General features: G+C 34.8%; 23 protein-coding genes. 5 read left to right on the top strand and 18 right to left on the bottom strand.

From position 1 onward, the window contains the following. Window positions 1–4: 4 nt before the first annotated feature. The 4 genes from C8J95_RS02265 to C8J95_RS02250 all read right to left on the bottom strand — a co-directional run bounded on the left by C8J95_RS02265 (window position 5) and on the right by C8J95_RS02250 (window position 4,681). On the bottom strand, window positions 5–289 hold the full coding sequence (locus C8J95_RS02265; RefSeq protein WP_107807433.1) for a 2TM domain-containing protein: 285 nt from the start codon (window positions 287–289) through the stop codon (window positions 5–7). Next, on the bottom strand, window positions 280–1,632 hold the full coding sequence (locus C8J95_RS02260; protein WP_107807432.1) for a 2TM domain-containing protein: 1,353 nt from the start codon (window positions 1,630–1,632) through the stop codon (window positions 280–282). Before C8J95_RS02260 ends, C8J95_RS02265 begins: the two co-directional genes overlap by 10 nt. 132 nt (window positions 1,633–1,764) lie before the next feature. Next, the gene (locus C8J95_RS02255) at window positions 1,765–2,409 is read right to left on the bottom strand and encodes a hypothetical protein (protein WP_107807431.1); all 645 of its coding nucleotides are present in this window, start codon (window positions 2,407–2,409) and stop codon (window positions 1,765–1,767) included. Between the two features lie 31 nt (window positions 2,410–2,440). Then, entirely contained in the window at window positions 2,441–4,681 is a 2,241-nt protein-coding gene (locus C8J95_RS02250; RefSeq protein ID WP_107807430.1) for a TonB-dependent receptor, read from the bottom strand. A gap of 145 nt (window positions 4,682–4,826) precedes the next feature. Here C8J95_RS02250 and C8J95_RS02245 point away from each other — a divergent pair, with 145 nt between their 5' ends. Further along, the gene (locus C8J95_RS02245) at window positions 4,827–5,336 is read left to right on the top strand and encodes a superoxide dismutase family protein (protein ID WP_107807429.1); all 510 of its coding nucleotides are present in this window, start codon (window positions 4,827–4,829) and stop codon (window positions 5,334–5,336) included. 130 nt (window positions 5,337–5,466) lie between these two features. Here the strand turns inward: C8J95_RS02245 and C8J95_RS02240 are convergent, their stop codons facing one another. Next, window positions 5,467–5,799: a hypothetical protein gene (locus C8J95_RS02240; protein WP_107807428.1), complete on the bottom strand. Its 333-nt coding sequence runs from the start codon at window positions 5,797–5,799 to the stop codon at window positions 5,467–5,469. A gap of 114 nt (window positions 5,800–5,913) precedes the next feature. Further along, the gene (locus C8J95_RS02235; protein WP_107807427.1) at window positions 5,914–6,789 is read right to left on the bottom strand and encodes a GLPGLI family protein; all 876 of its coding nucleotides are present in this window, start codon (window positions 6,787–6,789) and stop codon (window positions 5,914–5,916) included. Window positions 6,790–6,982: 193 nt separating this feature from the next. On the opposite strand from C8J95_RS02235, the gene C8J95_RS02230 reads away from it, so the two are divergent. From C8J95_RS02230 to C8J95_RS02220, 3 genes are read left to right on the top strand one after another with little or no spacing between them, the layout of a single operon-like run. Beyond that, window positions 6,983–7,180, top strand: coding sequence for a quinol oxidase subunit 4 (locus C8J95_RS02230; RefSeq protein WP_107807426.1), 198 nt, complete (start codon window positions 6,983–6,985; stop codon window positions 7,178–7,180). 5 nt (window positions 7,181–7,185) lie between these two features. Further along, window positions 7,186–7,425 (top strand): hypothetical protein, encoded by a 240-nt coding sequence (locus C8J95_RS02225; RefSeq protein WP_107807425.1) that lies wholly within the window; start codon window positions 7,186–7,188, stop codon window positions 7,423–7,425. A gap of 40 nt (window positions 7,426–7,465) precedes the next feature. Next, window positions 7,466–8,734 carry a DUF6080 domain-containing protein gene (locus tag C8J95_RS02220; protein ID WP_221407232.1) on the top strand — a complete coding sequence of 423 codons (1,269 nt, stop codon included), beginning with the start codon at window positions 7,466–7,468 and terminating at the stop codon, window positions 8,732–8,734. A 59-nt stretch (window positions 8,735–8,793) separates the two neighbouring features. Here C8J95_RS02220 and C8J95_RS02215 read toward each other — a convergent pair whose 3' ends face one another. The 6 genes from C8J95_RS02215 to C8J95_RS02190 all read right to left on the bottom strand — a co-directional run bounded on the left by C8J95_RS02215 (window position 8,794) and on the right by C8J95_RS02190 (window position 17,240). Further along, window positions 8,794–10,164 (bottom strand): lipopolysaccharide assembly protein LapB, encoded by a 1,371-nt coding sequence (locus C8J95_RS02215; RefSeq protein WP_107807424.1) that lies wholly within the window; start codon window positions 10,162–10,164, stop codon window positions 8,794–8,796. Window positions 10,165–10,215: 51 nt separating this feature from the next. Beyond that, entirely contained in the window at window positions 10,216–11,598 is a 1,383-nt protein-coding gene (glmM, locus tag C8J95_RS02210) for a phosphoglucosamine mutase (RefSeq protein ID WP_107807423.1), read from the bottom strand. 214 nt (window positions 11,599–11,812) lie between these two features. Then, window positions 11,813–13,855: a ferrous iron transport protein B gene (gene feoB, locus C8J95_RS02205; protein ID WP_107807422.1), complete on the bottom strand. Its 2,043-nt coding sequence runs from the start codon at window positions 13,853–13,855 to the stop codon at window positions 11,813–11,815. Next, complete coding sequence (locus C8J95_RS02200) at window positions 13,845–14,069, bottom strand: FeoA family protein (protein WP_009090100.1); 225 nt, start codon at window positions 14,067–14,069, stop codon at window positions 13,845–13,847. The genes feoB and C8J95_RS02200 overlap by 11 nt, the downstream gene beginning before the upstream one ends. A gap of 138 nt (window positions 14,070–14,207) precedes the next feature. After that, complete coding sequence (locus tag C8J95_RS02195; protein ID WP_107807421.1) at window positions 14,208–15,053, bottom strand: mechanosensitive ion channel family protein; 846 nt, start codon at window positions 15,051–15,053, stop codon at window positions 14,208–14,210. A gap of 63 nt (window positions 15,054–15,116) precedes the next feature. Beyond that, entirely contained in the window at window positions 15,117–17,240 is a 2,124-nt protein-coding gene (locus tag C8J95_RS02190; RefSeq protein WP_107807420.1) for a carboxy terminal-processing peptidase, read from the bottom strand. A 90-nt stretch (window positions 17,241–17,330) separates the two neighbouring features. On the opposite strand from C8J95_RS02190, the gene surE reads away from it, so the two are divergent. After that, window positions 17,331–18,098 carry a 5'/3'-nucleotidase SurE gene (gene surE, locus C8J95_RS02185; protein ID WP_107807419.1) on the top strand — a complete coding sequence of 256 codons (768 nt, stop codon included), beginning with the start codon at window positions 17,331–17,333 and terminating at the stop codon, window positions 18,096–18,098. 36 nt (window positions 18,099–18,134) lie between these two features. Here the strand turns inward: surE and C8J95_RS02180 are convergent, their stop codons facing one another. The 6 genes from C8J95_RS02180 to C8J95_RS02155 are packed head-to-tail and all read right to left on the bottom strand — an operon-like array spanning window position 18,135 to window position 23,265. Then, window positions 18,135–19,538: a radical SAM protein gene (locus tag C8J95_RS02180; protein WP_107807418.1), complete on the bottom strand. Its 1,404-nt coding sequence runs from the start codon at window positions 19,536–19,538 to the stop codon at window positions 18,135–18,137. Between the two features lie 11 nt (window positions 19,539–19,549). Beyond that, window positions 19,550–19,786 (bottom strand): hypothetical protein, encoded by a 237-nt coding sequence (locus tag C8J95_RS02175; RefSeq protein WP_107807417.1) that lies wholly within the window; start codon window positions 19,784–19,786, stop codon window positions 19,550–19,552. A gap of 1 nt (window position 19,787) precedes the next feature. Then, window positions 19,788–20,549 carry a prolipoprotein diacylglyceryl transferase gene (locus C8J95_RS02170; protein WP_107807416.1) on the bottom strand — a complete coding sequence of 254 codons (762 nt, stop codon included), beginning with the start codon at window positions 20,547–20,549 and terminating at the stop codon, window positions 19,788–19,790. A 2-nt stretch (window positions 20,550–20,551) separates the two neighbouring features. Next, window positions 20,552–21,133: a nucleosidase gene (locus C8J95_RS02165; protein WP_107807415.1), complete on the bottom strand. Its 582-nt coding sequence runs from the start codon at window positions 21,131–21,133 to the stop codon at window positions 20,552–20,554. Between the two features lie 40 nt (window positions 21,134–21,173). Next, a complete protein-coding gene (gene fabG, locus C8J95_RS02160) occupies window positions 21,174–21,917 on the bottom strand; it encodes a 3-oxoacyl-[acyl-carrier-protein] reductase (RefSeq protein ID WP_024563849.1) in 744 nt (247 codons plus the stop codon). Window positions 21,918–21,930: 13 nt separating this feature from the next. Further along, window positions 21,931–23,265, bottom strand: a complete 1,335-nt coding sequence (locus C8J95_RS02155) for an alpha-L-fucosidase (RefSeq protein WP_107807414.1) — start codon at window positions 23,263–23,265, stop codon at window positions 21,931–21,933. Between the last annotated feature and the right edge of the window lie 74 nt (window positions 23,266–23,339).

The following is a 23,339-nucleotide window of genomic DNA, read 5'->3' as shown; positions in this document are numbered from 1 at the left end:
GAAATTAATTATTCTTTTTCATTAACTCCCTGATTCTGTTTTCTTCCCAGCTTTTGTTAAAAATCATTCCGGAGAAGATAACTTTTATAAATTTTAATGCTGTAAATATGGTTATAATGATAAACACTATTACGATCCATCTTGGTATATTCACAAAATCAAAAATATCATTGAGCCCTGCAAAGCCCCAGAAAGCACAACACATTAGTACGTTTCCATAAAGTCGCGCTTCTCTTCGAACCTGTTTTCTTGCTTCCGAATAAGCTTCTTGTTGATCATTTATTTCCATTGCTGTGTGTTTTTTTCTTTGTTCATGAGCTCTTGTATCTTTCTCTCTTCCCAGCTTTTACCTATTCCAAAAATGGTGAATCCATGGATAGCTACACCTAGTCCCCACCCCAACATTGGGAAAACAAACCAGTAAAATCCTGGTGACGTCATTAGATTGATAACAACTAAAAACGGTATCACACAACAGTAAGAAATAAGATTAGAATAGAAATCTTTAATTTCTTTTACTCTACGCGAAGCCTTCTTATAGGCTTCTCTTTCATCGTTTTCATAATTTACTTGCATGGTGTTATTTTTACGAGTTAGTATTGGTATTTTTACACTGAATGATTCTTCATCGCTTTCGATGAAAACATTCCTCTTTGTTAGAAGATTGTATCGTTGTACTATATTAGAAAGTCCAATTCCTGATTTTTCATTTGGAAGTTCTCTTTTCTGAAGATTATTTCTGATAATAAGATATTCTTCCTGAACAAATATTTCTATGTTTAACGGCTTGGCAGATGTAGCATGATTATGTTTAATACAATTTTCCAAAAGTAGTTGTAATGAAAGTGGCACCACAAAATCTTTAGAATTATCCGCATCAATATTCAGGTGAAATACGATACTGTCTTCAAAGCGGTATTTCAAAAGCTCTATATAGGTTCTGGCAAAGTTTATTTCTTCCTCCAGAGATACTACTTCTTTGTCCTTTTGTTCCAGAACGTATCTGTAAATTTTGGACATTGAAGAAGTAAACTTTTGTGCATTATCCGGATTTTCTTCAATTAATGCACTCAGTACATTCAAAGAGTTAAACAAAAAATGTGGGTCTAACTGATTTTTAAGACTTTCGAATTGTGCATTTGCCGAAGAAGCAATAATTTTTTGTTCGGTAACAGCTTTTTTCGCTGCAGACTTCCACGCATTCATAAAACCTCTGGCGTGGAAAATAGCCGATATAAGTAAGGCGAAATTGATAAAAAACCAATTAACAAAATTATAATCTCTTGAGAAAAACTTCTCAGTACTAACATTTTGTATCAGAACGAAGTTAACATAGTTACATAAAAATACAGTGGCAATTGTTACTACAACAGTTAATGATACTCCATAAATAAGTCTTTTCTTAGTATCCTCTATCCAACTCCATTTTTTGTCTAAGAATCCGTTAAGGTACCCCTGAGACATAGATAAAAGTAGACAATACATAGAAGAAATAACGAAAGCTTTCCATATGTTTTCCCAAGAGATATAGCCTGGCTCAATAACACCAAATATTATTGTGCAAACAAGCGTAATCCAGGCGCATATGATAAAAAATTTTCGATTCATTTTCTTAATTTCTGTTACAAACATACTCAGGAATTGGGAAATATTTAAAATTTTTATACCTGAAAGGTTCTTTTTATATACTGAATGGTAAAAGAGTTATCAGTTTCCCATTAAAAGGAAACAAAAAAGCCCAGGTTTAAAACCCGGGCTTTATATTTATTTCATCTGAGAAAGGAAATAATCGGCTTCACTTTCACCCCAGTTTGGGTCTAGTGCAGTCTTTGGCTTATTCGTTTTGAAGAGTTCCTTTGCTTTTAAAAACATTTCTTTCGCCTTCTTTTTATCTCCGCCATATTGTTCTGGTGTAAAATAAAGGTCTTCAGCCTGAAGCACATATATTCTCGGATTATTCGGGTCTAATTTAATTGCCTCACCCAATGCTTTTTGGGCTTCCTGCCCCTCTGTCATATAGCGAGACATCGGATCTACCATCATTTTAATCCCGTGCGCCATCTTTTTAAGAAGAAGAAGCTCTGCATTATTGGGATTCAAAGCTTCTGCTTTTGCAATATAATTAATTGCGGTATCTCCGGAAGCATCTAAGCCATCTGTTTTTTGATCACGCATCAGAACCCGCCCACCTTGTATTGTAGACAAGGCTGCGTAGTAATAAGGCAGCCATTGTGTTTTCTCTTTATCTCCAATTCTGGAGAAATCATTACTCAATGCTGTAAAATCATCATTCGTTTTGCATTGAACAATTTTACTCATTTTATCGGTCATTGCTTTTTCATAAGCACTTTGTGCAAAGGCCATAAAGCCTGTTAAAAGAAGTGCTGTTGTTAAAAATAGTTTTTTCATAATATTAAAGTTTAGAAATTAAATATTCTTATTATAATGTACTGTTAATGGCATCCTGAGTTCTATCGATTCCAAAACTGATGAATACACCAACGAAAACAAATGTATTTACTGGTGGTCTGAGTGCTGAACTTTGTCCGTTCGAAGCAAAGTTATATCCGTAGATATTCTTAGTATTCAGAATATTATTCACACTCAGTACAAACACCGGAAATGATTTCGAATTTTTCTTTCCTAGATTGGGAAGGTAATTAATACTTAAATTCAGCGCACTAAAATCTTTTACAGTTCCTTCATTTCGGATAATATTTTGCCTATTTTGTGAAATAATATCATAATATGGTCTTCCACTATTGAAGGTATAAGATGCGTTAACCTGTGTTTTAAGACTGGTAAAAAACCTTTTTGCCACAAATGAAAGCGTATGTTTTGATGCAAAATTAGGATTCAGACTATATGGATAGTTTAAAAAATCTCTCTTACTATCCAAATAAGAATAAGAAACCCAATAATCCACATTTTTAATTGTTTTTTTATCCCTCCAGAATAATTCAAATCCTTTGGCAAACCCATCTCCATTTACATTAACAGCTGACTGGATATTATTGAAAGAAGTTTGATTTTGCAGATCTCCGTAATTATAAGTTTTTGTAAGTTTTCTATAATCCTTATAAAAGGCTTCTAGGCGGAAGCTTCTTTCATTCGCAGTTCTCTGAATCTGAAATATATAGTGATCTGCTCTCTGGAAACCTAATGGTGCCGGATAATTGATATATTTAGATTCTGGATTCTGATAGAAAATACCATAAGCTAATGAGCTGGTCCACTCTTTAGAAATTCTGTAAGCTAATGCCAATCTTGGTGAAAAATTCCACTGGGAAAGGTAAGAGGAGTTTTCTGCTCTTACTCCTATACGTGCTGAAAACCGATGATCCAAGGCCAAATCTGTTTCAGCAAAAACTGAAGATATAAGATCCTGATAATGCTTTTTAAATCGAGCAGCATTTTCTGGCTGGTAGGTCATATCTTCAATACTGTTCTGAAATTCAACTCCACCACGAATAATGGAAGCTTTATTGATTTTTCTTTCCAAAACAGCCTTTGCATTGAAATATGATCCATGATTCTCAATTCCAATTCCGTAAACTCTTTGTCCGTTATTCAGAAAATCAAGATTCATATCATTTTTATTGTAGGTAAATGTGGATCCCACGTTCAATGTATATCTGCCCAATTTTTCTCTATAGGACAGATTATGAAAAGTATTGTCTCCCTTCATTTTTACACCCGTTTCATTATATTTTGATTCAAGACTTTCCTGTTTCAAAGACATATCATTGTTATCAAAACTTCCGTAATATTTAATAAATCCTCCCTTTTTTGTTTTTATTCTAAAGTTCGCATTGGTGGAAAATCCAGCTGGTCCGTTATCAAAATTAGTATTGAATTTAAATACTTTAGTCATCAGTGCCAAATTAGAATATGCGGCTTGGATACCATATGAATGAGTTCTGGCACTGTCTACTTTCTGAAAAGATCCCGTTGCAAATATTGGAGACAATCCAAAGTCTGCAGATGTTCTTTCTGGTAAATCAATACTCTCTAAAGTCAAAACTGAAGATAATGCCTGCCCATATAAAGCAGAATATCCACCAGAAGAAAAGACATTTCCTTTAAACAATGAAGTATTAAAGCGATCCCTTCCTGCTATTCCCGGAACTGAATTTGTGAAGTAATTATTGATAAGATTACCATCCATAAATATTTTACTTTCTGTTCCTGTCCCTCCTCTTACAAACAGACCTTCACTTTCTCCTACTTTCTGAACTCCGGGAAGAAACCCTAAGGCCGATGTAATCTGTGCATCGGCTCCTGCTGTAGTATAAATATCCAGAGGCTTCAGTAATGCCGACGCTCTGTTTTTATCACTTGCCTCTATAGATCCTGCAGTAATCACAACAGCATTTATTTCGTTAAAAGTTGATTTCATTTCTGCATTGACAACAAGATTCTGAGAAGCTATTGCAACTTCCTTTACCACTTCTGCAAAATCGGAACTATTATATACCAGTGTTTGATTACCTTTTTCGGAAGTTTGAAATGTATAATTACCGTTAGCATCTGTTGTGGCACCATCATAGGTATCTTTTAAAGTCACAGAAACGTTTTTTAGTCCTTTTCCTTTAGCAGTAACCTTTCCGGAGATTGTTACTTGTGCCTGCATAAGAGAGAACACAAAAATAAAAATCGAAAATAGTAGTCTTAGTAGCATTTTTTTATGATTTATGTTACAAAGAAATATCAGAATTTCGAATCTTTTAAAAAAAGCTTACTGAAAGGTTGGTTTTTGATGCTAAACGGTAATTCTTGAAAGTTTTGTACCTTTAACATATAATAAAACCTCAAATTCTGAGCTTATGAAAAATTTAAAAATATTATCCTTAGGCATTCTGGGAGCTGTATTTACAGTTTCATGTGCAACTAAGGAAGTAAGTTATGCTATAACCCCTAAAAGCGGAACAGCAACGGGAGGAACCGTAACCTTTAAACAGACGGGTAAAAATGTTGTGATGAATGTTGATGCAAAAGGATTAACACCAGGGGTACATGCTATTCATATTCATGACAAGCCAGATTGCTCGGCTCCAGACGGAACATCTACCGGCGGACACTGGAATCCTGCAGGAAGTGACCATGGCAAATGGGGTGCAGAACATTTTCATATGGGAGATATTGGCAACCTTAATGCTGATGATAAGGGTAATGCAAAATTGACTTTTAAAACAAGTAAATGGTGTATTGGTTGTACTGATGATACTAAAAATATCCTGAATCACGGACTAATTATCCATGCAGCTGCAGATGACTTCCATACTCAGCCTACCGGAAATGCTGGCGGACGAGTTGGATGTGTAGAAATTAAGTAATCCAGAAAATAAAAATGAAGACTATTTGGTCTTCATTTTTATTTATTCTGAGATATAGATGCCTTTTTACAAAAAATTCGCTTCACTAAAATCTTTTAGCGAAGTGTATTCATTTAGATCAAAGTACTTATCAAAAAGTCAGTATATTCGAGCATAAAATTGTAGCAATCGTTCCAGCATCCTCTCCTTCCATTCCTCCATAAATAACAAGACCTACAGCGGTATCAATTATACAATCAGACATAGGACTTTGTCCTTTCTCTTTTTTGATTTTTTGAAGATTAACTTTTTGTAATTTGACCTTTTGTAATGCAAAAGGTTTTAAAGTTTTTTCATTCTTTTCAAAAAAGGATGTTTCATTAGATCCTACTGCTTCTTTTCCAGGTTTAGGCTCTTTCGCTTTAGCAAAGCTACTTATAGAAACCAACAATATAAAAATTGAGATTAGTTTAAAATTTTTCATAAAATAATAATTTTAAATTGGTTTTATAAATTTAAATATTATTTTTAATTAAACAAGGCCTGATAAATTATCAGGCCTTGTTTTTTAATTTAGATTGATATGAATTGAATATTATTATTTAGCTATTGTTAACTCAATCGGATTATCTATTGAGTTGTAAAGCTTATCTAACATCTTTTTCTGATCGTTCACCATGTCCCCAACTGTTCTCTCAGTGCCTGGTATTTTTCTATTCATATTTTCAGGTGTTAGAAATTGTCGCATAGAACCAAACGGATCTTTTTTATAATCATTAAAAGTCTTTTCAAATTTTTCTTTTGAAATATCTGTTGGTGTTGCCATACCCATCATTTTTTCACCAAAAGTTTGCTCCTCATAATTATTAAGTTTTTTATTTGCCTGAAGTACCCATGAATAGTCTTTAGTTTCATCTTCAATTTTTACAATAAGTCCGGGTAGCCCTGAGAATTTATATGGTCCATCCTGAAATGGTAAATCAGTACTGAACCATGCTGTCCATTTTCTTCCACCAAATTCCGTAGTTGCTTTCTGTGCATTATATTCTCCTATTTTAGCTTTATCTGGCAGAATCTTCCAGTTAAATTTTAAATCCTCGGAATAAGAAATGTACATACCTTTTCCCATTGTCATGATCATCTCTATATACTGCATTTTCATAGAAGGGTATGTTTTGTTGATTTTGTATGAAATCTTTGGCATCTTCATTTTCTTATAAAAATCAGGATCAAAAGTTCCTGCTTTTTGCATTTTCTCCATTGATGCTTTCATAATAGAATCCTGAGAAACATTCGCGTAATCTCTATATATAGATTTGGACTTAGAAATATCCAGAACCATTAAATCTTTTTCTAACTTAGTGGAGTCTTTTTTCGGCTTATATGTCATTTCATAAATAAAACGGTTAGCCGTTTCCTGAGCCATAACCATTACTCCGAATGTTAATACAAAAAGGAGAGTCAGTTTTTTCATTGTAGTATTGAATTTATATAATTAGTATACACAAGTATTTTTTTGTTACAGAGAAATACAATTTTTATTATGTATATCCCGTTATTACTACCATTAAGGTTTAATGTATAATTCAAATATTTACAATCTAAAAACCTGATAATCAACAATGGCATCTATTTTGAAATAGATTACCAAATATAAAATCAGAAAAATGAAAACTATAAAATATTTAACAGCATTTGTACTTGTAACTGTACTATTAGGATCATGTAATGTTCGTTATAATAATGGAAATAACGGGATGCCTCCGGGACAAGCTAAAAAAATATATGGCGGTTCTGCAAAAGATTATGCTCCGGGGCAAAGAAAAAAACAGCGTAGCAATACCACAATAATTGTTAATCCTTAATAAAAATGAAAACTATAAAATATATAATTGCTGGCGTGTTCACAATAACATTCCTAGTATCATGTGATACTTATTATAATGGTTATGCATACAGAAGAAACCCTAATCGTTATGATAATTCTTATTATTATAATGGTCGGGAATATAAAAAGTTGCCTCCAGGACAGGCTAAAAAAATATATGGTGGTTCTGCAAAAGATTATGCTCCGGGGCAAAGAAAAAAATATTATCGTTATGATGATTAATTTTTCTTTATAAATCATCATTAAGCATTATTTTTGCCGCGTGAAGGCAAAAATTATCAATTTTTTTAAAACCATATTCCCGGTAAACTCAACAGAATTATTTGTTTTACTGTTCTTTATGGTTGTTTATGGTGTATTTGGATGGTTTATCGCGAGCCAATTTCGTTTGGTTTATGATGATCGTATCCCTTGGGATGCTTATTTTAGTTTCGATAATTATTCAATTATCGTGTCTGGAGGAGCTTGGGAACGCCACCCGTTTTCTAATTATTTTTTTAATATAATTAGGGAAAGTGCTTTATGGATTTCTGGAGGAAAAACTAATGCAACATTTCGTATCGCCTTATCAATGTTTAGTACAATAACGGTTGCGTTTACAATGTTACAATGCTACAAGTACTTCAGAAATATTATTAAATTACCACTTTCAATAAGTTTATTCTTACTGTTGTTTTTTGGTTTATTTACAACCCCTATTCTCCTCTCATTTACCCCTGAAACCTATACTTTTTCATTTTTTCTTTTAGTGTTCTTTAATTATTTCGCGGCACTAAAGCTTTCTCAGGAAAAGAAAATTGGTCTTATTCCGTTAACTTGCTTTTCTATTCTAATCGGTGGTCTTACCATTACTAATATTGTAAAGGTTTATATTCCTGTACTTTTTGAAAAAGATTTATTCAGAAAGTGGAAACATTTTGGCCGGACTATTTTATATGGTATTATCTCCGTTGGTATATTTATTCTGTTATATTTATGGAGGCTTGATTTTAGACTTCAATTAATTATTAATCAAACGTCCTCTCAATACGAACGGTTTTCCAAACCAAAAGTAACGCCTTTATGGGATATGATGACATCATGGTTTTGGGGTGGCAGCATGTTATTTCCAAGTTTTATCACCAGAGATTACACCAGTAGAACAGGTTTTGAATATAAAGCATTATTTATGGATGTTTATTCTTCCTGGGCATCTTATCTTTTTGTTGCTTTAATTGCCTTATTCCTTATTTGGAGCCTTATTTCCAATTATAAAAACAAACTGGTTCTAATACTTGGATTATCACTTTTGTGTGATGCTATTATACACTGTGTATTAAAGTTCGGACTACATACATCCTATATTTATGGAGGCCATTTTATATTTGTTGTCCCCATGTTACTGGGATGGCTTTTTTACAGCCAGAGAGGGAATCCAAAAACTATTTCGGCACTCTGGGTTGTTTTAATTATTTTATTCGCTTATTTAGGCTTTAATAACATCTACAGGTTAACTGAGTTTATAAATTTTGCAGGCCGTTACTATAACTAATAAAAAAGCAACTGTAATCAGTTGCTTTTTTTATTTATCATTTTCAGAATTTCAAATCCTTATTTTGTTTTAGAGCGCTCTTTTTCTATTTCAGCATCTATATAAGGATATTTCATCTGCATATCTTTCATTAATGTCGGATCCAAACGCAATGCCTGATCTAAAGCAGCTCTGGCTTCTGTTTCTCTTTTCAGGTTAAAATAGCAGTTACTTAACTGATAGTACAATTCAGCTCTCTGATGTCTTTTCAGCGCCGTCAATAGCTTTTCTTCTGCCTTATCATAGTCACCTACCAACATTAATACTTCTGTATAGGCGTACCAGTTATAGAATCTTCCGGGTTCTGTTTCGGCCATTTTCTTCAAGCAGATAAGAGCTTCTTCCAATTTCCCTAAGCTTATATACAGAAATGCAAGTTTCTTTTGTATATCCAGATTATTCTCACTCATTCTGGATGCTTCCAGTGCAAAATGTGCAGCTTCATTCAGATTACCTAGTTCTTCATAAATATCCGAAATGGCAATCATTGCCGGATGGAACTGAGGATCCTCATGTAAGCTTTTCTGTAAAGCATTGAGTGCAGGGATCAACTGCTCCATCTTCTGGTAACATTGTCCTATCTTGTAAAAAGAATAAGATTTGGTAAACTCGTATTCCTGTGAATCAATATAAGTTTCTATTGCCTTCTCCCATTCGTTTAGGGCTTCATAACAAGCCGCTTTATTGGTATAAACGGCCATAGAGTTAGGATTAATTGCCAACAGGTAATCAAATCCTTTAATCGCTTCCTGATAGTTCTTTTTATTGAAATGGAAAATTCCATACTCGTACCATGCGGTTTCAGAGAATGGGTAATTATCCAAATAATCATTAATAAAAGTCAGGGCTTCTTCATTCCGATTCATTTCGGTATAACAAAGCATAATACTTTCCAAAGCATATTCATCATTTGGCTCGAAATTTAGCGCGAGCTTATAATGCTTTAATGCAGAGAAAGGATCATCCAGGTTCTTATATTCGTCCGCAATGAAGTTATGAATGAAATCTTCATCTTCTTCTTTTTCTAGAGCTTTTTCACACAGATCTATAGCCTTTCTCGGATTTCCCATGTTGGAATAATATTTGGCGCAACAGATCATAAAATCTAAATTATCATCTGCTATACCGGCTAATTCCTTCATTAGAATTTTCGCATTTGCATTATCTTCTTTTTCAAGAAGGAATTCCAATCTGCGAACTTTTATATTAACTGAATCCGGATAAAGTTTCTGTGCATACTTAATAGCTGTTTCGGCATACTGATAGTCGCCGATTTCCAGATAATAAGAAATAATGTCCTCGTATTCTTCAGTATCGAAAAACACCTCTTCATTATTCTCTAGCATATCCTCGAAGCGTTTTACAGCTTCATTTTCAAAAAATTCTTCCAAATGTATTTTTGATTATATCATGAATTTCGGAAAAATTTCCAAAATCACCAACTAAATTAAGCTTTTTATTTTAGCAATCATATCATCAGCCAACTTGTCTGCTTCTTCCTGAGAAGATGCTTCAGTATAGATTCTGATAATAGGTTCTGTGTTTGACTTACGAAGGTGAACCCAATTTGTTGGAAAGTCTATTTTAACACCATCTACAGTAGATATATCTTCTTTTTTGAATTCTTTTTTTACTTTCTCAAGAAGCTTGTCTACATCGATTTCCGGAGTTAATTCAATTTTCTTTTTTCCCATATAGTAATCCGGATATGTTGCTCTGAGTTCTGCAACTGATTTATCCTGTTGTGCTAAGTGGGTTAAAAATAATGCTACACCAACTAAAGAGTCTCTACCATAATGCAATTCAGGGAATATAATTCCACCGTTACCCTCTCCTCCAATTACAGCTCCTTTTTCTTTCATCAGATTCACTACATTTACTTCTCCTACTGCAGATGCAAAGTATTCTGAGTCCAGTGATTTTGCAACGTCTCTCAACGCTCTGCTCGATGAAAGGTTAGAAATTGCTACTCCTTTTTTATTTCTAAGAATATAATCTGCAATTGCAACCAATGTATATTCTTCTCCAAAAAGCTCGCCATTCTCATCTACAAGTGCCAATCTGTCAACATCCGGATCTACAACGATTCCCAGATCTGCTTTTTCTTTTACAACAAGCTCACAGATTTCTGAAAGATGTTCTTTTAATGGTTCTGGGTTATGGGGAAATTGTCCGTTTGGTTCGCAATATAGCTTTACTACATCACATCCCATTCTTTCCAGTAGCTTTGGAATTGCAATTCCTCCTGTGGAGTTTACTGCATCCAATACTATTTTATATCTTTTTTCTCTTACGATGCCCGGAATAACTTCAGGAAGCTCCAACACTTTGTCTATGTGGATTTGTATTCCTTCATTGTTTTCTGAGTAATTTCCTAAGTGATCTACGTCAATATATTCAAAAGCTTCTTTCTCTGCAATGTCAAGTACATCTGCTCCATCCTGAGCATTAATAAACTCTCCTTTTTCATTTAAAAGCTTCAGAGCATTCCATTCTTTAGGATTATGGCTTGCTGTAAAGATAATTCCACCGTCTGCATTAAGCTCCGGTACCATAACTTCTACTGTTGGAGTTGTACTAAGTCCTAAATCTATTACATTAATCCCTAAGGACTGTAGTGTAGAAGATGCAAGATTAGAAACAATTTTTCCGGATATTCTTGCATCTCGCCCAACAACTAAAGTAATGTCTTTTTTGTTGTTCTTCTGCTGAAGCCATGCTCCAAATGCAGACGCGAATTTCACTATATCCAGAGGAGTTAAATTATCTCCTGTTTTACCTCCTATTGTCCCTCTAATTCCAGAAATACTCTTAATTAATGACATAAATTTGTTTGCTAAATTTTATGCAAAAATACGGAATAAATAAGAAAAAAATATTCAACTATGGACATGATTTATGAACATCCACAGTTTTTGTCGCAACCACCGCTTTTTTTCTTACTAAAGTTTTTTGAAAAAATTTTCCAAACCCTAAAACAGGCAAAAAGCAGAAGTGCTCCGATTACTATATACTGAATAACAAGTGTATTCATTTTAATTATTTTAGTACCTGAAATACAAATAACGATGCAAAATACGCCAGACCAGACATTCCTATCAGCTGAATAAATGTCCATTTTTTGCTTCCTGTCTCTTTATAAACAATAGCAATAGTACTGATACACTGCATAGCAAATGCATAGAAAACAAGAATTGAGACTCCGGTAGCCAATGTAAATAATGGTGTCCCGTCTGCTTTCTTATCAGCTTTCATTTTATCAATCAATCTTCCATCTTCTGCTCCATCCCCAAGAGAATATAATGTAGACATTGTTCCTACAAAAACTTCTCTGGCAGCAAATGAAGTAAGAATCCCTACACCCATTTTCCAGTCATAACCAAGAGGACTGATAGCCGGCTCTATACTCTTTCCCATAAGTGCTAAATAAGAGTCATTCAGCTCTACATTAGACTTATGTGATGTTATATCAAATTTATCATGTGGCCCGAAATAACTAAGGAACCATATAATAATACTAACGGCAAAAATAACTTTTCCGGCTCCCGTAATGAACCCCCAGGCTTTCAGTAAAGCCATTTTGAAGTTATATCCCCATAAAGGCATTTTATAAGTTGGCAAATCCAGGATCAGGAAACTTTTGTTTGTATTCTTAATCCCTTTTTTCAGGAAGAAAGAGAATACCAGTGCCGTAACAAATCCTAACATATACATTGCCAGCAATGCTAAAGCTCTGTAACCTATCCCTAAAATATATTCATCCGGAATTACCAGCGTTATAATAATACTGTAAATTGGAAGCCTTGCAGAGCACGTCATAAAAGGCGTCACAAGGATTGTAATAAGTCTTTCTTTAGTATTTTCAATGTTTCTGGCAGACATAATTGCCGGAATCGCACAGGCTGTACCAGAGACAAGCGGAATAATACTTTTACCATTTAATCCGAATGGACGTAATAATCTGTCCATTAAAAAGATTACTCTGGCCATATAACCACTATCTTCCATAATGTACAGGAAGTACATTAATATTCCGATCTGTGGTGCAAAAACAACAATTCCGCCAATACCCGGGAGAACTCCTTCTGCAATAAGACTGTTCAAAGGTCCCTCTGGTAAATAAGTTGCTGCAAGAGAGGAGAACCATGTAAATAAATCCTCAATCCATCCTTTTGGATATTCCGCCAGAAAGAATACACTCTGGAAAATAATCAAAAGAACAACCAGGAAAAGAACATATCCCCAGAATTTATGCACCATCAGACGATCTAACTTTTCGGTAAGCAAGTCCTTCAGCATTGTTCTTTTGGATCTTACTTTATCTATTATCTGATCTATATTGTCATAACGACGTAACGTCTCTTGTGTCTGCAAACGTTTCGGAACAATTCCTTTTACTTCTGCATTAGTATCATTCTGAAAAACATGATGTTGCCCGCTTACATATTTTCTGGTGGAAGAAAGTTGAAACCATGCTTTATACAGGTTCTTATCACCTGTTTTCTGTACTACTTCTTCTATTTTGCTTTTGTGTTCAGCCGGAATCTGAAAAAGAGCTTCTTCTGCAGCAGTAAATTTATTGAGATGTATACTTTCTCTTACAGCATCTATACCGCTATTCTTCTTGGCATTGGTCACATTTACAGTTACCCCTGTTTCTTCGGATAATTTCTGTACATCCAGAGAATAGCCTCTTTTTTCAGCTTCATCAATCTGATTAGCCACCATTATTACCGGTATACCTAAATCTCTGATTTGTTCAAACAACAATAAACTCCTTTTAAAATTCAGAGCATCGGCAACATACAATACGCCATCGTAGTTACTTCTTTCGTTAATCAGATATTCTACGCAGATAACTTCATCCTCAGAAGTAGGATAAACACTGTAGGTTCCCGGAAGGTCAATTACTTCAACCTTATTTTCTTTATAAATATATTCCCCTTTTAGGCTGGAGACTGTTACACCTGAATAGTTTCCCGTTTTTTGATTACGGTTACATAACTGATTAAAAATGGTAGACTTACCTACGTTTGGGTTTCCAACCAATAAAATTCTGGTGGATTTTTTTTTATTTTCCATCTGCTAATTCTTCCACAATAATATATCTAGCTTCTTCTTCCCGTAATGCCACTTTGGAGCGTTCTTCTCCATATTCTACATACAGGGGACCTCCAAACGGAGCCTGATATAATATCCTGAAAGGCGTATTAGGTAAAAGTCCCATTTCAATAATTTTACCGGGCATTTCCATATTGTTATTGTCATAATCGACAATAATTCCTGTTCTGTCCATCGGAAAGCAGCAAAGCTTATTAGAGTCTAAATTCTTCAAGGCTTGTATTTAAAAACACAAATATACCTTATTTTAATTAAATCTAAATTGAAATTGGGATGATAAATACCAGTTATTGCGTTTTTTACACCTAAAATTTTACTGATTTTGTCCCTGTTTCTGGAGATCTGGGGTATATAGCGTCCGGATTGGGAAAGGAATATCTATATTATTCTCTTTGAACTTATTAAGAATTGAAAGTCTTAAATCACTTTTAATAGCTTCTGCTTTAAATAAATATCTTGAATTAAAAAACAAGCTAAAGTCTAATGAAGAATCTCCAAAGTTAGACAAACGAGCTACAGCTGGTCTTTCCTGAAAAACCTCAGGGTGTTCTTTAGCTGCATCCATCATCAGCTTCATAACAAGATTAACATCGGAATCATATCCTACTCCTACAACAATCCCGAAATTTGCAACATCATCGTCATACGACATATTTACAATCTTATTTTTTGTAAGAATAGAGTTAGGGATAATCATACTTTTATTATCTCTCGTAAGGATGGTGGACGTACGGATATTAATCTGTTGAACTTTCCCTACAACATTTTCTATCTCTACAACATCATCAACTTTTATACTTCTGTCCAAAAGGATAATAACTCCGGAGATAAAGTCCAGAAAGAGGTTTTGCAAACCAAGACCAATACCTACTAGAATAACACTACCTCCAAGTAAAAGCGGAGAAACATCTACACCCAATGTTCTGAATGCCATTATAACAGTAAAGACAATAATGATGTATTTTAAAATCTGAGCAAAAGCAAACTTTTTACCAACATCAATTTTTTCGGATTTATAAATAAGTGATTTTAATACGCGTACAATTCCTAAGCCTATTAAAACAATAACGGCCGAGGATATCAGTTGATATACTGTTAATGAATATTTTCCTAATGAAAAGATGTGATACTCTAAGATTTCTTTTAATGTTAACTCCATTTGTTTCTGTTTGTGTTTTTTAATAAGAAAGGCTGTCTTTTAAACGGACAGCCTTTGGTTTTATTATTTGATTTCAGATATGACATTCATCGCCTCCTGAAGATATAAATCTCGTTTAAGATTTTTAATCCAATTTTTACTTTTCGCAGAGAAAGCCTCGTCTTTTTTCATACGTTCTACTTCGCTCTGATACTGAGTAAACTGTAGTCCATTATCGTACTTTGTTAAAGATTCAAACTTCTTCAATTCTTCTTTTCTCTTTTTCATTAATTCAAAGAATTTAGTCTGATTAAGTGTAACTGTTTCTTCTTTACCAAGTGCCTGGCGCCATTTTGCAGACTCTACTAATAGCTGATATGGTTTGTTTGCTTTAATTCTTTCTGTACTTCTTTTCACGATACCAGCCATGTCAATTGTATTCAGAGGCTTGTAATCTGAAGATTTTATCTGATCCCATGGTAATGCATGTTCATCATATTTTTCTCCGATTTCATCGTATGTAAAGTAATCATCCATTACAACATCAGATTTTACACCTTCCAACTGAGTAGAATTTCCGCTGATTCTGTAGAACTTCTGAATTGTCAATTTAAGATCTCCGTAATCATCATTAGTATTCAAGAACCTGTTAAGGGAAACAAATGTCTGTACCGTTCCTTTTCCAAATGAATGTGGAGCTCCTAAGATTACTCCTCTTCCATAATCCTGAATTGCACCAGTTAAAATCTCGGAAGCTGAAGCTGAAAGCTCGTTTTGCATCAGTACCAAAGGTCCTGTCCATACAGGTGAATTATTTTTATTTTTCAAAACCTGAATTTTCCCGTCCTGGCTTCTTACCTGTACTACTGGTCCACTATTCATGAATAGACCCATAATGTCCACAACCTCGGTTAACGATCCACCGCCGTTGTTTCTAAGATCCAGAATAATACCTTCTACATTTTGAGCTTTTAGCTTTGTAATTTCATTCTTAACGTCTGTAGAAGCATTTCTTCCTTTAGAATCGTTAAAATCAGCATTGAAGCTTGGCAGGTATATAAATCCGTATTTCTTACCGTTCGGAGAGTTTACAACGATACTTTTAGCAAATGTATCTTCCATCTCAACCTCCTCCCGGATTAGCTTAACTTCTTTTACAGAACCATCTTTCTTTCTAAGTGTTAGTGTTACTTCAGATCCTTTAGCACCACGAATTAAACGCACAGCTTCATCTACAAGCATGCCCACTACATTTACAGCTTCTTTCTTAGGATCTGATTTTACTTTCAGAACTTCATCTCCTTCGCTTACTTGTTTAGATTTCCATGCAGGAGCTCCAATTACCAATGGTCCAATAAACAATCGACCTTTCTTTTCCGAGATCTGTGCTCCAATTCCGATAATCTTACCACTGAAGTTAGCATCGAAATCTTCTTTATCTTTCGGAGAGAAATAGTTGGTATGCGGATCAAAAACTTCTGTATAAGAATTCATGTAAGAAGAGAACCAGTCCATTCTCTTTCTTTTTTTGATTCTGTTAAACATGCTGGAAACAAGATCTTTGATTTCCCCAGTCGCTTTTACTTTCTTTTGTTCCAGCGTTAGCGGCTCATACTTTATGGTATCTTTTTGCTTTTTAGCAATTGCCGAATCTTTTTTCTTTTTTTGTGATTCCTCTTTCTCGTTTAGAGTCTGCATCTCCTGAAGAATATTATATTTAATAAACTTCTTCCATTCCGTATACATTTCTTTCTGGTTTGCCGGATTCTTTTTAAGCTTCGGCTCCATGATAATATCTTCATCTTCATCAAGATTAATAGGTTTTGCAAAGATATCCTGTGACATCTTTTCCATATCTGCAAGCCTCTGAAGGTACCTGTCATTAGTAAGTTTGAAGAAAGTGATATCCCCTGTTTTAAGGTAATCATCCAATTTTGTTTTATATTTTGCAAACTCATCCATATCAGACTGCAAAAAGTATTTTTTGCTTGGATCTAACTTTTCAAAATATTCTTTATAAACATCCTGAGAATAAGCATCGTTGATTGGTTTCGCATTATAACTAAGATACGACAGCGTATTGCTTACGCTGACCATAACGGTCTGCATCTTTTCATCATCATTTTGCGGGGAATTAAAACAAAAAATAAGTGTCCCTAACGAGGACAACAGCAGTAGTTTATTAAAACCAAAGAATTTTTTAAACATCTTTTACGAAATTTCGAAGATCAAATTTAATATCTTATTTATAAAAATAGGTCTTATTTTCTTTAATTTTGTTACAATAATTTGAAATAAATGAAAAAACCATTGATTCTGGTTACCAATGATGACGGAATAACTGCTCCGGGAATTCGTAATCTTGTAAGCTTTATGAATGAAATCGGAGATGTTGTTGTAGTTGCTCCGGATTCTCCACAAAGCGGAAAAGGACATGCTATTACAATTAATTCTACATTAACCTATGAGGAAATTAGCATGGAGGGACCGCAAAAAGATTATTCATTAAGCGGAACTCCTGTAGATTGTGTAAAATTTGCGCTGGATAAAATACTTACCCGAAAACCTGATCTTGTTGTATCGGGAATTAATCATGGGGCTAACTCTTCTATTAATGTAATCTATTCCGGGACAATGTCTGCTGCTGTTGAAGCAGGAGTTGAAGGTTTGCAGGCTATTGGCTTTTCTTTATTAGACTTCAGCTGGGATGCTGATTTTTCTCAGGCAAAAACTTTTATACAAAGCATTGTAAAAAAGGTCTTAGAAAATCCTATTCCAAAAGGAATTGTTTTGAATGTGAACATTCCGAAATTACCTGCTGAGGAAATAAAAGGAATAAAAGTTTGTAAGCAGGCGAATGCTAAATGGGAAGAAAACTTTGATGAAAGGATAAATCCACACGGTAAAAAATACTACTGGTTATCTGGTTATTTCAATAATATGGACCAGTCCGAAGACGCTGATGAAACGGCTCTTAGTGAAGGCTATATCTCGGTTGTCCCTGTTAAATTTGACCTTACGGCCTACGAATATCTAAAAGATTTACAGAATGTTTTAACGTTCTAAACATAAATAAAAAGCCACCTGACAGGTGGCTTTTTATTAGAATAATACTCTTGTATCTTTTCTAAGTTCTTCTAAATATTCTTGTTTCTGATCTCTATAAAAGAGATTCATCGTTTCAAAAGGTATTAGCTTCAGATCTTTGTTTACAATATGAACACAGGATTTTTTCACTGCACGGACATCAAAATCATGGGCATCCATAAAGTTCATTATAATGATACGGAAAAGATTTTCATACTCCATCTCAGGAGCACAGACTTCAGGTAAACAACATAATAACTGATTTACTTTCGGCTGTACCTTATCTACAGATATCCCTGTACTGAAAATATCGATCAGCTGCATTTTCAGTCCTTCATCTTGTTCATAGACAATTGTATTTTTAGATTCGTTATTCAGTAAATCAGCAGGATTAATATAACGGGTTAAAGGAATTATCTCTCCCTGAAGCTTCAAAATATACCCCATCGCCAGTGCATCGGGGTTACAAGGTACAGGAATTATATCATCCGAGTTTAGTACCGGAACCTGATTTAGTATTTCCTGACGGACTTCTGTCAGTGTTATTTTCTCATGTGCAGAATCATCTCTGTTTCTGCCCGCAATTTCTACCGGCTGAAAGGTAATTCCACGCACACATTTCTGTTTAAGCGCAAAATCTATAATCTTACCTATTTCATCTACATTTTTTCCTTGCTGTAAAACCACAACCAATGTCGTAGACAGATTGAGTTCATTTAGCTTTTCCAAAGCCTTCATGCGGACATCTGTAAGATCTTTCCCACGAAAATCCTGCAGCACTTCTGGTTTAAATGAATCGAACTGTAAATAGACTTCAAATTCCGGTGCATAAGCAGCCAGTTTTTCAGCAAAACCAGGATCATTGGCTATCCTAACACCATTTGTATTCAGCATCAGGTGTTTTATCGGTTTAGACTTTGCAATGTCCATTATTTTGAAAAATTCAGGATGAATTGTTGGTTCGCCCCCACTAATCTGAACAACATCCGGTTCGCCTTCATTCTTCACAATTATATCGAACATGGCTTCTATTTCCTCTAGCGATCGATGACTGCCATAATGTGGTGAAGACATAGCATAGCAAGTTGGGCAAGTAAGATTACAGCGGTCTGTTACTTCCACAATGGAAAGGCAACTGTGCTGTTCGTGATCTACACACAACCCACAATCGTACGGGCATCCATATGCTACGTCTGTACCAAAATGCAGTGGCATTTCTGATGCTTTATTATAGTTTCTGATATTTTTATAGTAATGGACATCCGTAGCGATCTTAGTTTTAAAAAAACCATGATCCGGACATCTTTTAGTCATAAAAACTTCATCATTCTCAATGATTATTTTCGCTCCGACTCTTTTCAAACAGTCCGGGCAAAGACTTGTAGTATAATCGTAATAAGTATAATTTCTAACTGGCATATCCCGCTATTTTACATTCCTCCACAAATAACTCCGCTAATTAAACCGCAAACTAGCATCACGATTAATACAGTAAGCCAGAAGTTATTCTTCGAATATTTTTTATCTCCACCTGATTCGTAGATTAGTTTTATAATGGCAGCTACAACTAATCCAAAAACGAAAGCTCCCAAAACAATCATGCTAACGATCATGACAACTATTCCGCCCAGGCCGCCGGCTTCTAAAATGGTAAACAAGTGATTCATATTAAAGTATTGGTGCTAAATATTTAGATTTCAAAGTGATATTAACTTTATAAATGTAATAAATAATCACTAACAAACAAGTTAGTTGAATAGCCCCTAAATTTCCTACAATTTCGATTCTCGGTTTTAGAAAATCAAGAAAAAAACGAAACGTAAAATAGGACAACATAAATATCTGAAAAAGAAATCCTGACGGAAAATGTTTCTTCTGTATAACCTTTAGAATCCCCCAAAGCAATACAAGAAAAGCAATCTCATATAATGCCACCGGATGACGCAGATACTGATCCCCCAAATGCATTCCGAAAATTGAATCTGTAGGCAATCCATAAGTTTCTTCATAAATTCCGGTAAAGAAGCAGCCGATTCTGCCAATAATTATTGCCAGCATCAAAGGAAATGTAATCAGGTCTCCTGTGCTTTCTTTATGTCCAACTATTTTTTTAGCAAGCTCCACTCCTATTAACCCAAATGCTAAACCTCCAACAATTGTATTATTGGACCAAAATCTTTTAAATGAAAAATCTGTTGAAAATAATATATATGGATTTTCAAGATTCCCAATAATTTTTGACCCTAAAAGGGCGCCAGCTGTTGCTCCGGCAATAATGGCCAGAGAGATTGTAAGAGGAAGTTTTTCCGGAGATTTTCTCTTCAGAAAGAAATAATAGCGCATCCCCAGAAAAATCCCTAACGATTCTAATACTGGATGCAAGAGTATATCTTTTCCAAAAAGATGTAATGTTGCCGGAAAATCAATCATATTTAAATTCTGGTTGCTATAACTTCACGAAGAATTTTTGAGGCTTTATCAACTTCCTGTGTCCAGTCTTCTACTGCATCATCATTAGCTCCGTCCGAGATATATTTCAGGCAAAGAAAAGGAATTTGTTCTCTTTTAGCTATTAAAGCCAGAGCATAAGCCTCCATGTCCAGTACATTATACAAATCAGTATTATGTTCAGTTTCAAAGCTATCTCCGGTACCACAGATCCCTTTTGGCAGACTATCTACATTTATCCCATAATCCAGAACCACATCATCATCCGAAAAAGGGGTTTTAAACTTCTCTATACCCAAAGGTGATACATCCATATCTCTTTGAACAAATTGCGTACAGCAAACTACATCTCCTCTTCTGAAAGCTGTACTTCCTGCTGTTCCTAAGTTGATAATAATATCAGGCTTATTTGCTGACAGGTATTTCACTAAATAATAACCTGCATTTACTTTACCTATTCCGGTAAATACCAGTTGTAAATCTTTAAATTCATTTCCGGCCTCTTTCTCCATTGCGAAGACAAAAACAGGATTATTATACTTTTTTCCGCTGATGGTTATTTCCATATATCAAATAAAAAAAGGCTTTTTTCAAAGCCTTTATATATTAAGTTAGCATTCCGCCATCTACGTTCATAACCTGGCCTGTAATATAAGAAGACATATCGCTTCCTAAGAATACACATGCATTGGCTACATCTTCCGGTTGCCCACCTCTTTTTAATGGAATCCCGTCTCTCCATCCTTGTACAGTTTTCTCATCCAGAACGGCTGTCATTTCAGTTTCGATGAATCCCGGAGCAACAACGTTACAACGGATATTTCTGGACCCAAGCTCTAATGCAATAGATTTAGAGAATCCGATAACTCCTGCCTTAGAAGCTGCATAGTTAGCTTGTCCTGCATTTCCTTTAACACCTACTACCGAAGACATATTGATAATAGATCCGCTTTTAGCTTTCATCATCGGCTTAATAACCGCCTTTGTAAGGTTGAATACAGAATCCAAATTTACTTTAATTATAGTATCCCAATCTTCTTTAGACATACGAAGCATAAGGTTATCTCTTGTAATTCCTGCATTATTAATCAGGATATCGATCTGTCCGAATTCTGCCATTACATCATCTACCAACTTCTGTGCTGCATCATAATCAGAAGCGTCCGACTGGTAACCTTTAATCTGGGTAACAGAGCTTAGTGCTGCTTCTAATTCTTTCGCTTTATCTACAGATCCTGCATAGGTAAAAGCAACTTTTGCTCCCTGCTGAGCAAAAACTTCTGCTATACCTCTCCCGATTCCACGGGTTGCTCCTGTAATAAGGGCTACTTTTCCTTCTAATAGTTTCATATTTAATGTATGTTTATTTTCCTTCAAAAACTATCACAGCATCGGGATTCTGATCATCCACGGTATAGCTGTCAAACGTTAAAGTATTATTCTTTAAAGTATACTTTATAGTTTTTTTATCTTTCAGCAAATATGCGGAATTAATCTTTTTAAATGGAAATTTTTCGAGAGTAATTGCCTTTCCCTCATTATTTTTAAGTATGTGAACGTATATTTTTCCAGGTTTCTGAGTAATAGCTCCCCATTTCTGAAGCGCAAGATAGCCCCCTCTGGTACCATAAATACTTTCGCCATAGACCTTCATCCAGTCTCCCATTTCGCTAAAAGAATTAATAAAGGGTTGAGGAACTTTACCATTAGGCATAGGGCCTATATTCATTAGTAAATTGGCATTACTTCCTGCAGCATTTACCAACAGATTCAGAAACTGTCTGAATGTTTTGTTTTTGTTGTCTTTCAAATCGAATCCCCAGGAATCGTTAAGTGTAGCACAGGTTTCCAAAGGAAGCTGAGAAGGCTTCTGGAAACTTAGTCCATGTTCATTTTGTCCGGGAATATCTCTTTCAAACATCTGAAAATCTTCACCATCCAATGGTGTAATGTGGTGATTATTCCCTACAAGACATTGTGGCTGCAGCTTATGTATAAGCTCATAAATCTCCGGCATTTTCCAGTCCAAATATGTTTTCTCACTTCTGCCTGCTTTCTCTTCTTCCATCTGATCCCAGTAACCATCAAACCATATTCCTGAAACTTCTCCATAATTAGTTAAAAGCTCCGTCAGCTGGTTTTTCATAAACTGAATATAATCATTCCAGTTTCCTTTTTCGGTACGTCCGGTTCCTTTACCTGTTCTGCCTGTCCAGTATGAATAATCTGTTCTTGTCCAGTCCAGAAGCGAATAATAGAATGCTATTTTCACTCCTTGTTTATGGCATTCATCGGCTAATTCTTTTACCAAATCCCTTTTGAAGGGGGTATTCATAATATTAAAATCCGAATACTTTGTGTTCCACATACTAAATCCATCATGGTGGCGTGTAACTAAAGTAATGTACTTTACACCAGCATTCTTAGCCATAGAAACATATTCTTTAGCATTGAACCCTACAGGATTGAAAAAGTCTTTAAGTTTAGCGTAATCATTAACCGGAATTTTGTCATTATTCATGACCCACTCTCCTCTTCCCAATTCACTGTATAATCCAAAATGGATAAACATTCCGAATTTTTCATCCTGGAACTCGGTTCTTGCTTTTAGGTTTGTTTGTGTCGGCTGATACTTTTGCTGGGAAAAGCCAAGAAGTGCACTTCCCAGTAATACTGTTAATAATGTTTTTTTTAGCATAGCTTTTGGGTATTAGTTTTTTCTGAGTTACTATTCAATTTTTAAGACTGCGAATAGTGGCAGTTTTCATTTTA

Origin of the sequence: Elizabethkingia sp. YR214 (assembly GCF_003058195.1) — a bacterium.
In the GTDB taxonomy this organism is placed as follows: Bacteria; Bacteroidota; Bacteroidia; order Flavobacteriales; family Weeksellaceae; genus Elizabethkingia.
Note: the sequence above shows the minus strand (reverse complement) of the source record. Positions and strands in the feature narration are given on the sequence as shown.

Excerpts from the sequence above, each read along its gene's own strand:
- C8J95_RS02230 (WP_107807426.1), top strand. The coding sequence starts at position 6,983 with ATGAAAACTATAAAATATTTAACAGCATTTGTACTTGTAACTGTACTA.
- glmM (WP_107807423.1), bottom strand. The coding sequence starts at position 11,598 with ATGTCATTAATTAAGAGTATTTCTGGAATTAGAGGGACAATAGGAGGT.
- C8J95_RS02175 (WP_107807417.1), bottom strand. The coding sequence starts at position 19,786 with ATGAATCACTTGTTTACCATTTTAGAAGCCGGCGGCCTGGGCGGAATA.
- C8J95_RS02265 (WP_107807433.1), bottom strand. The coding sequence starts at position 289 with ATGGAAATAAATGATCAACAAGAAGCTTATTCGGAAGCAAGAAAACAG.
- C8J95_RS02240 (WP_107807428.1), bottom strand. The coding sequence starts at position 5,799 with ATGAAAAATTTTAAACTAATCTCAATTTTTATATTGTTGGTTTCTATA.
- C8J95_RS02235 (WP_107807427.1), bottom strand. The coding sequence starts at position 6,789 with ATGAAAAAACTGACTCTCCTTTTTGTATTAACATTCGGAGTAATGGTT.
- C8J95_RS02190 (WP_107807420.1), bottom strand. The coding sequence starts at position 17,240 with ATGTTTAAAAAATTCTTTGGTTTTAATAAACTACTGCTGTTGTCCTCG.
- C8J95_RS02260 (WP_107807432.1), bottom strand. The coding sequence starts at position 1,632 with ATGTTTGTAACAGAAATTAAGAAAATGAATCGAAAATTTTTTATCATA.
- surE (WP_107807419.1), top strand. The coding sequence starts at position 17,331 with ATGAAAAAACCATTGATTCTGGTTACCAATGATGACGGAATAACTGCT.
- C8J95_RS02200 (WP_009090100.1), bottom strand. The coding sequence starts at position 14,069 with ATGGACAGAACAGGAATTATTGTCGATTATGACAATAACAATATGGAA.
- C8J95_RS02155 (WP_107807414.1), bottom strand. The coding sequence starts at position 23,265 with ATGCTAAAAAAAACATTATTAACAGTATTACTGGGAAGTGCACTTCTT.
- C8J95_RS02245 (WP_107807429.1), top strand. The coding sequence starts at position 4,827 with ATGAAAAATTTAAAAATATTATCCTTAGGCATTCTGGGAGCTGTATTT.
- C8J95_RS02165 (WP_107807415.1), bottom strand. The coding sequence starts at position 21,133 with ATGGAAATAACCATCAGCGGAAAAAAGTATAATAATCCTGTTTTTGTC.
- feoB (WP_107807422.1), bottom strand. The coding sequence starts at position 13,855 with ATGGAAAATAAAAAAAAATCCACCAGAATTTTATTGGTTGGAAACCCA.
- C8J95_RS02195 (WP_107807421.1), bottom strand. The coding sequence starts at position 15,053 with ATGGAGTTAACATTAAAAGAAATCTTAGAGTATCACATCTTTTCATTA.
- C8J95_RS02225 (WP_107807425.1), top strand. The coding sequence starts at position 7,186 with ATGAAAACTATAAAATATATAATTGCTGGCGTGTTCACAATAACATTC.
- C8J95_RS02255 (WP_107807431.1), bottom strand. The coding sequence starts at position 2,409 with ATGAAAAAACTATTTTTAACAACAGCACTTCTTTTAACAGGCTTTATG.
- C8J95_RS02250 (WP_107807430.1), bottom strand. The coding sequence starts at position 4,681 with ATGCTACTAAGACTACTATTTTCGATTTTTATTTTTGTGTTCTCTCTT.
- C8J95_RS02180 (WP_107807418.1), bottom strand. The coding sequence starts at position 19,538 with ATGCCAGTTAGAAATTATACTTATTACGATTATACTACAAGTCTTTGC.
- fabG (WP_024563849.1), bottom strand. The coding sequence starts at position 21,917 with ATGAAACTATTAGAAGGAAAAGTAGCCCTTATTACAGGAGCAACCCGT.
- C8J95_RS02170 (WP_107807416.1), bottom strand. The coding sequence starts at position 20,549 with ATGATTGATTTTCCGGCAACATTACATCTTTTTGGAAAAGATATACTC.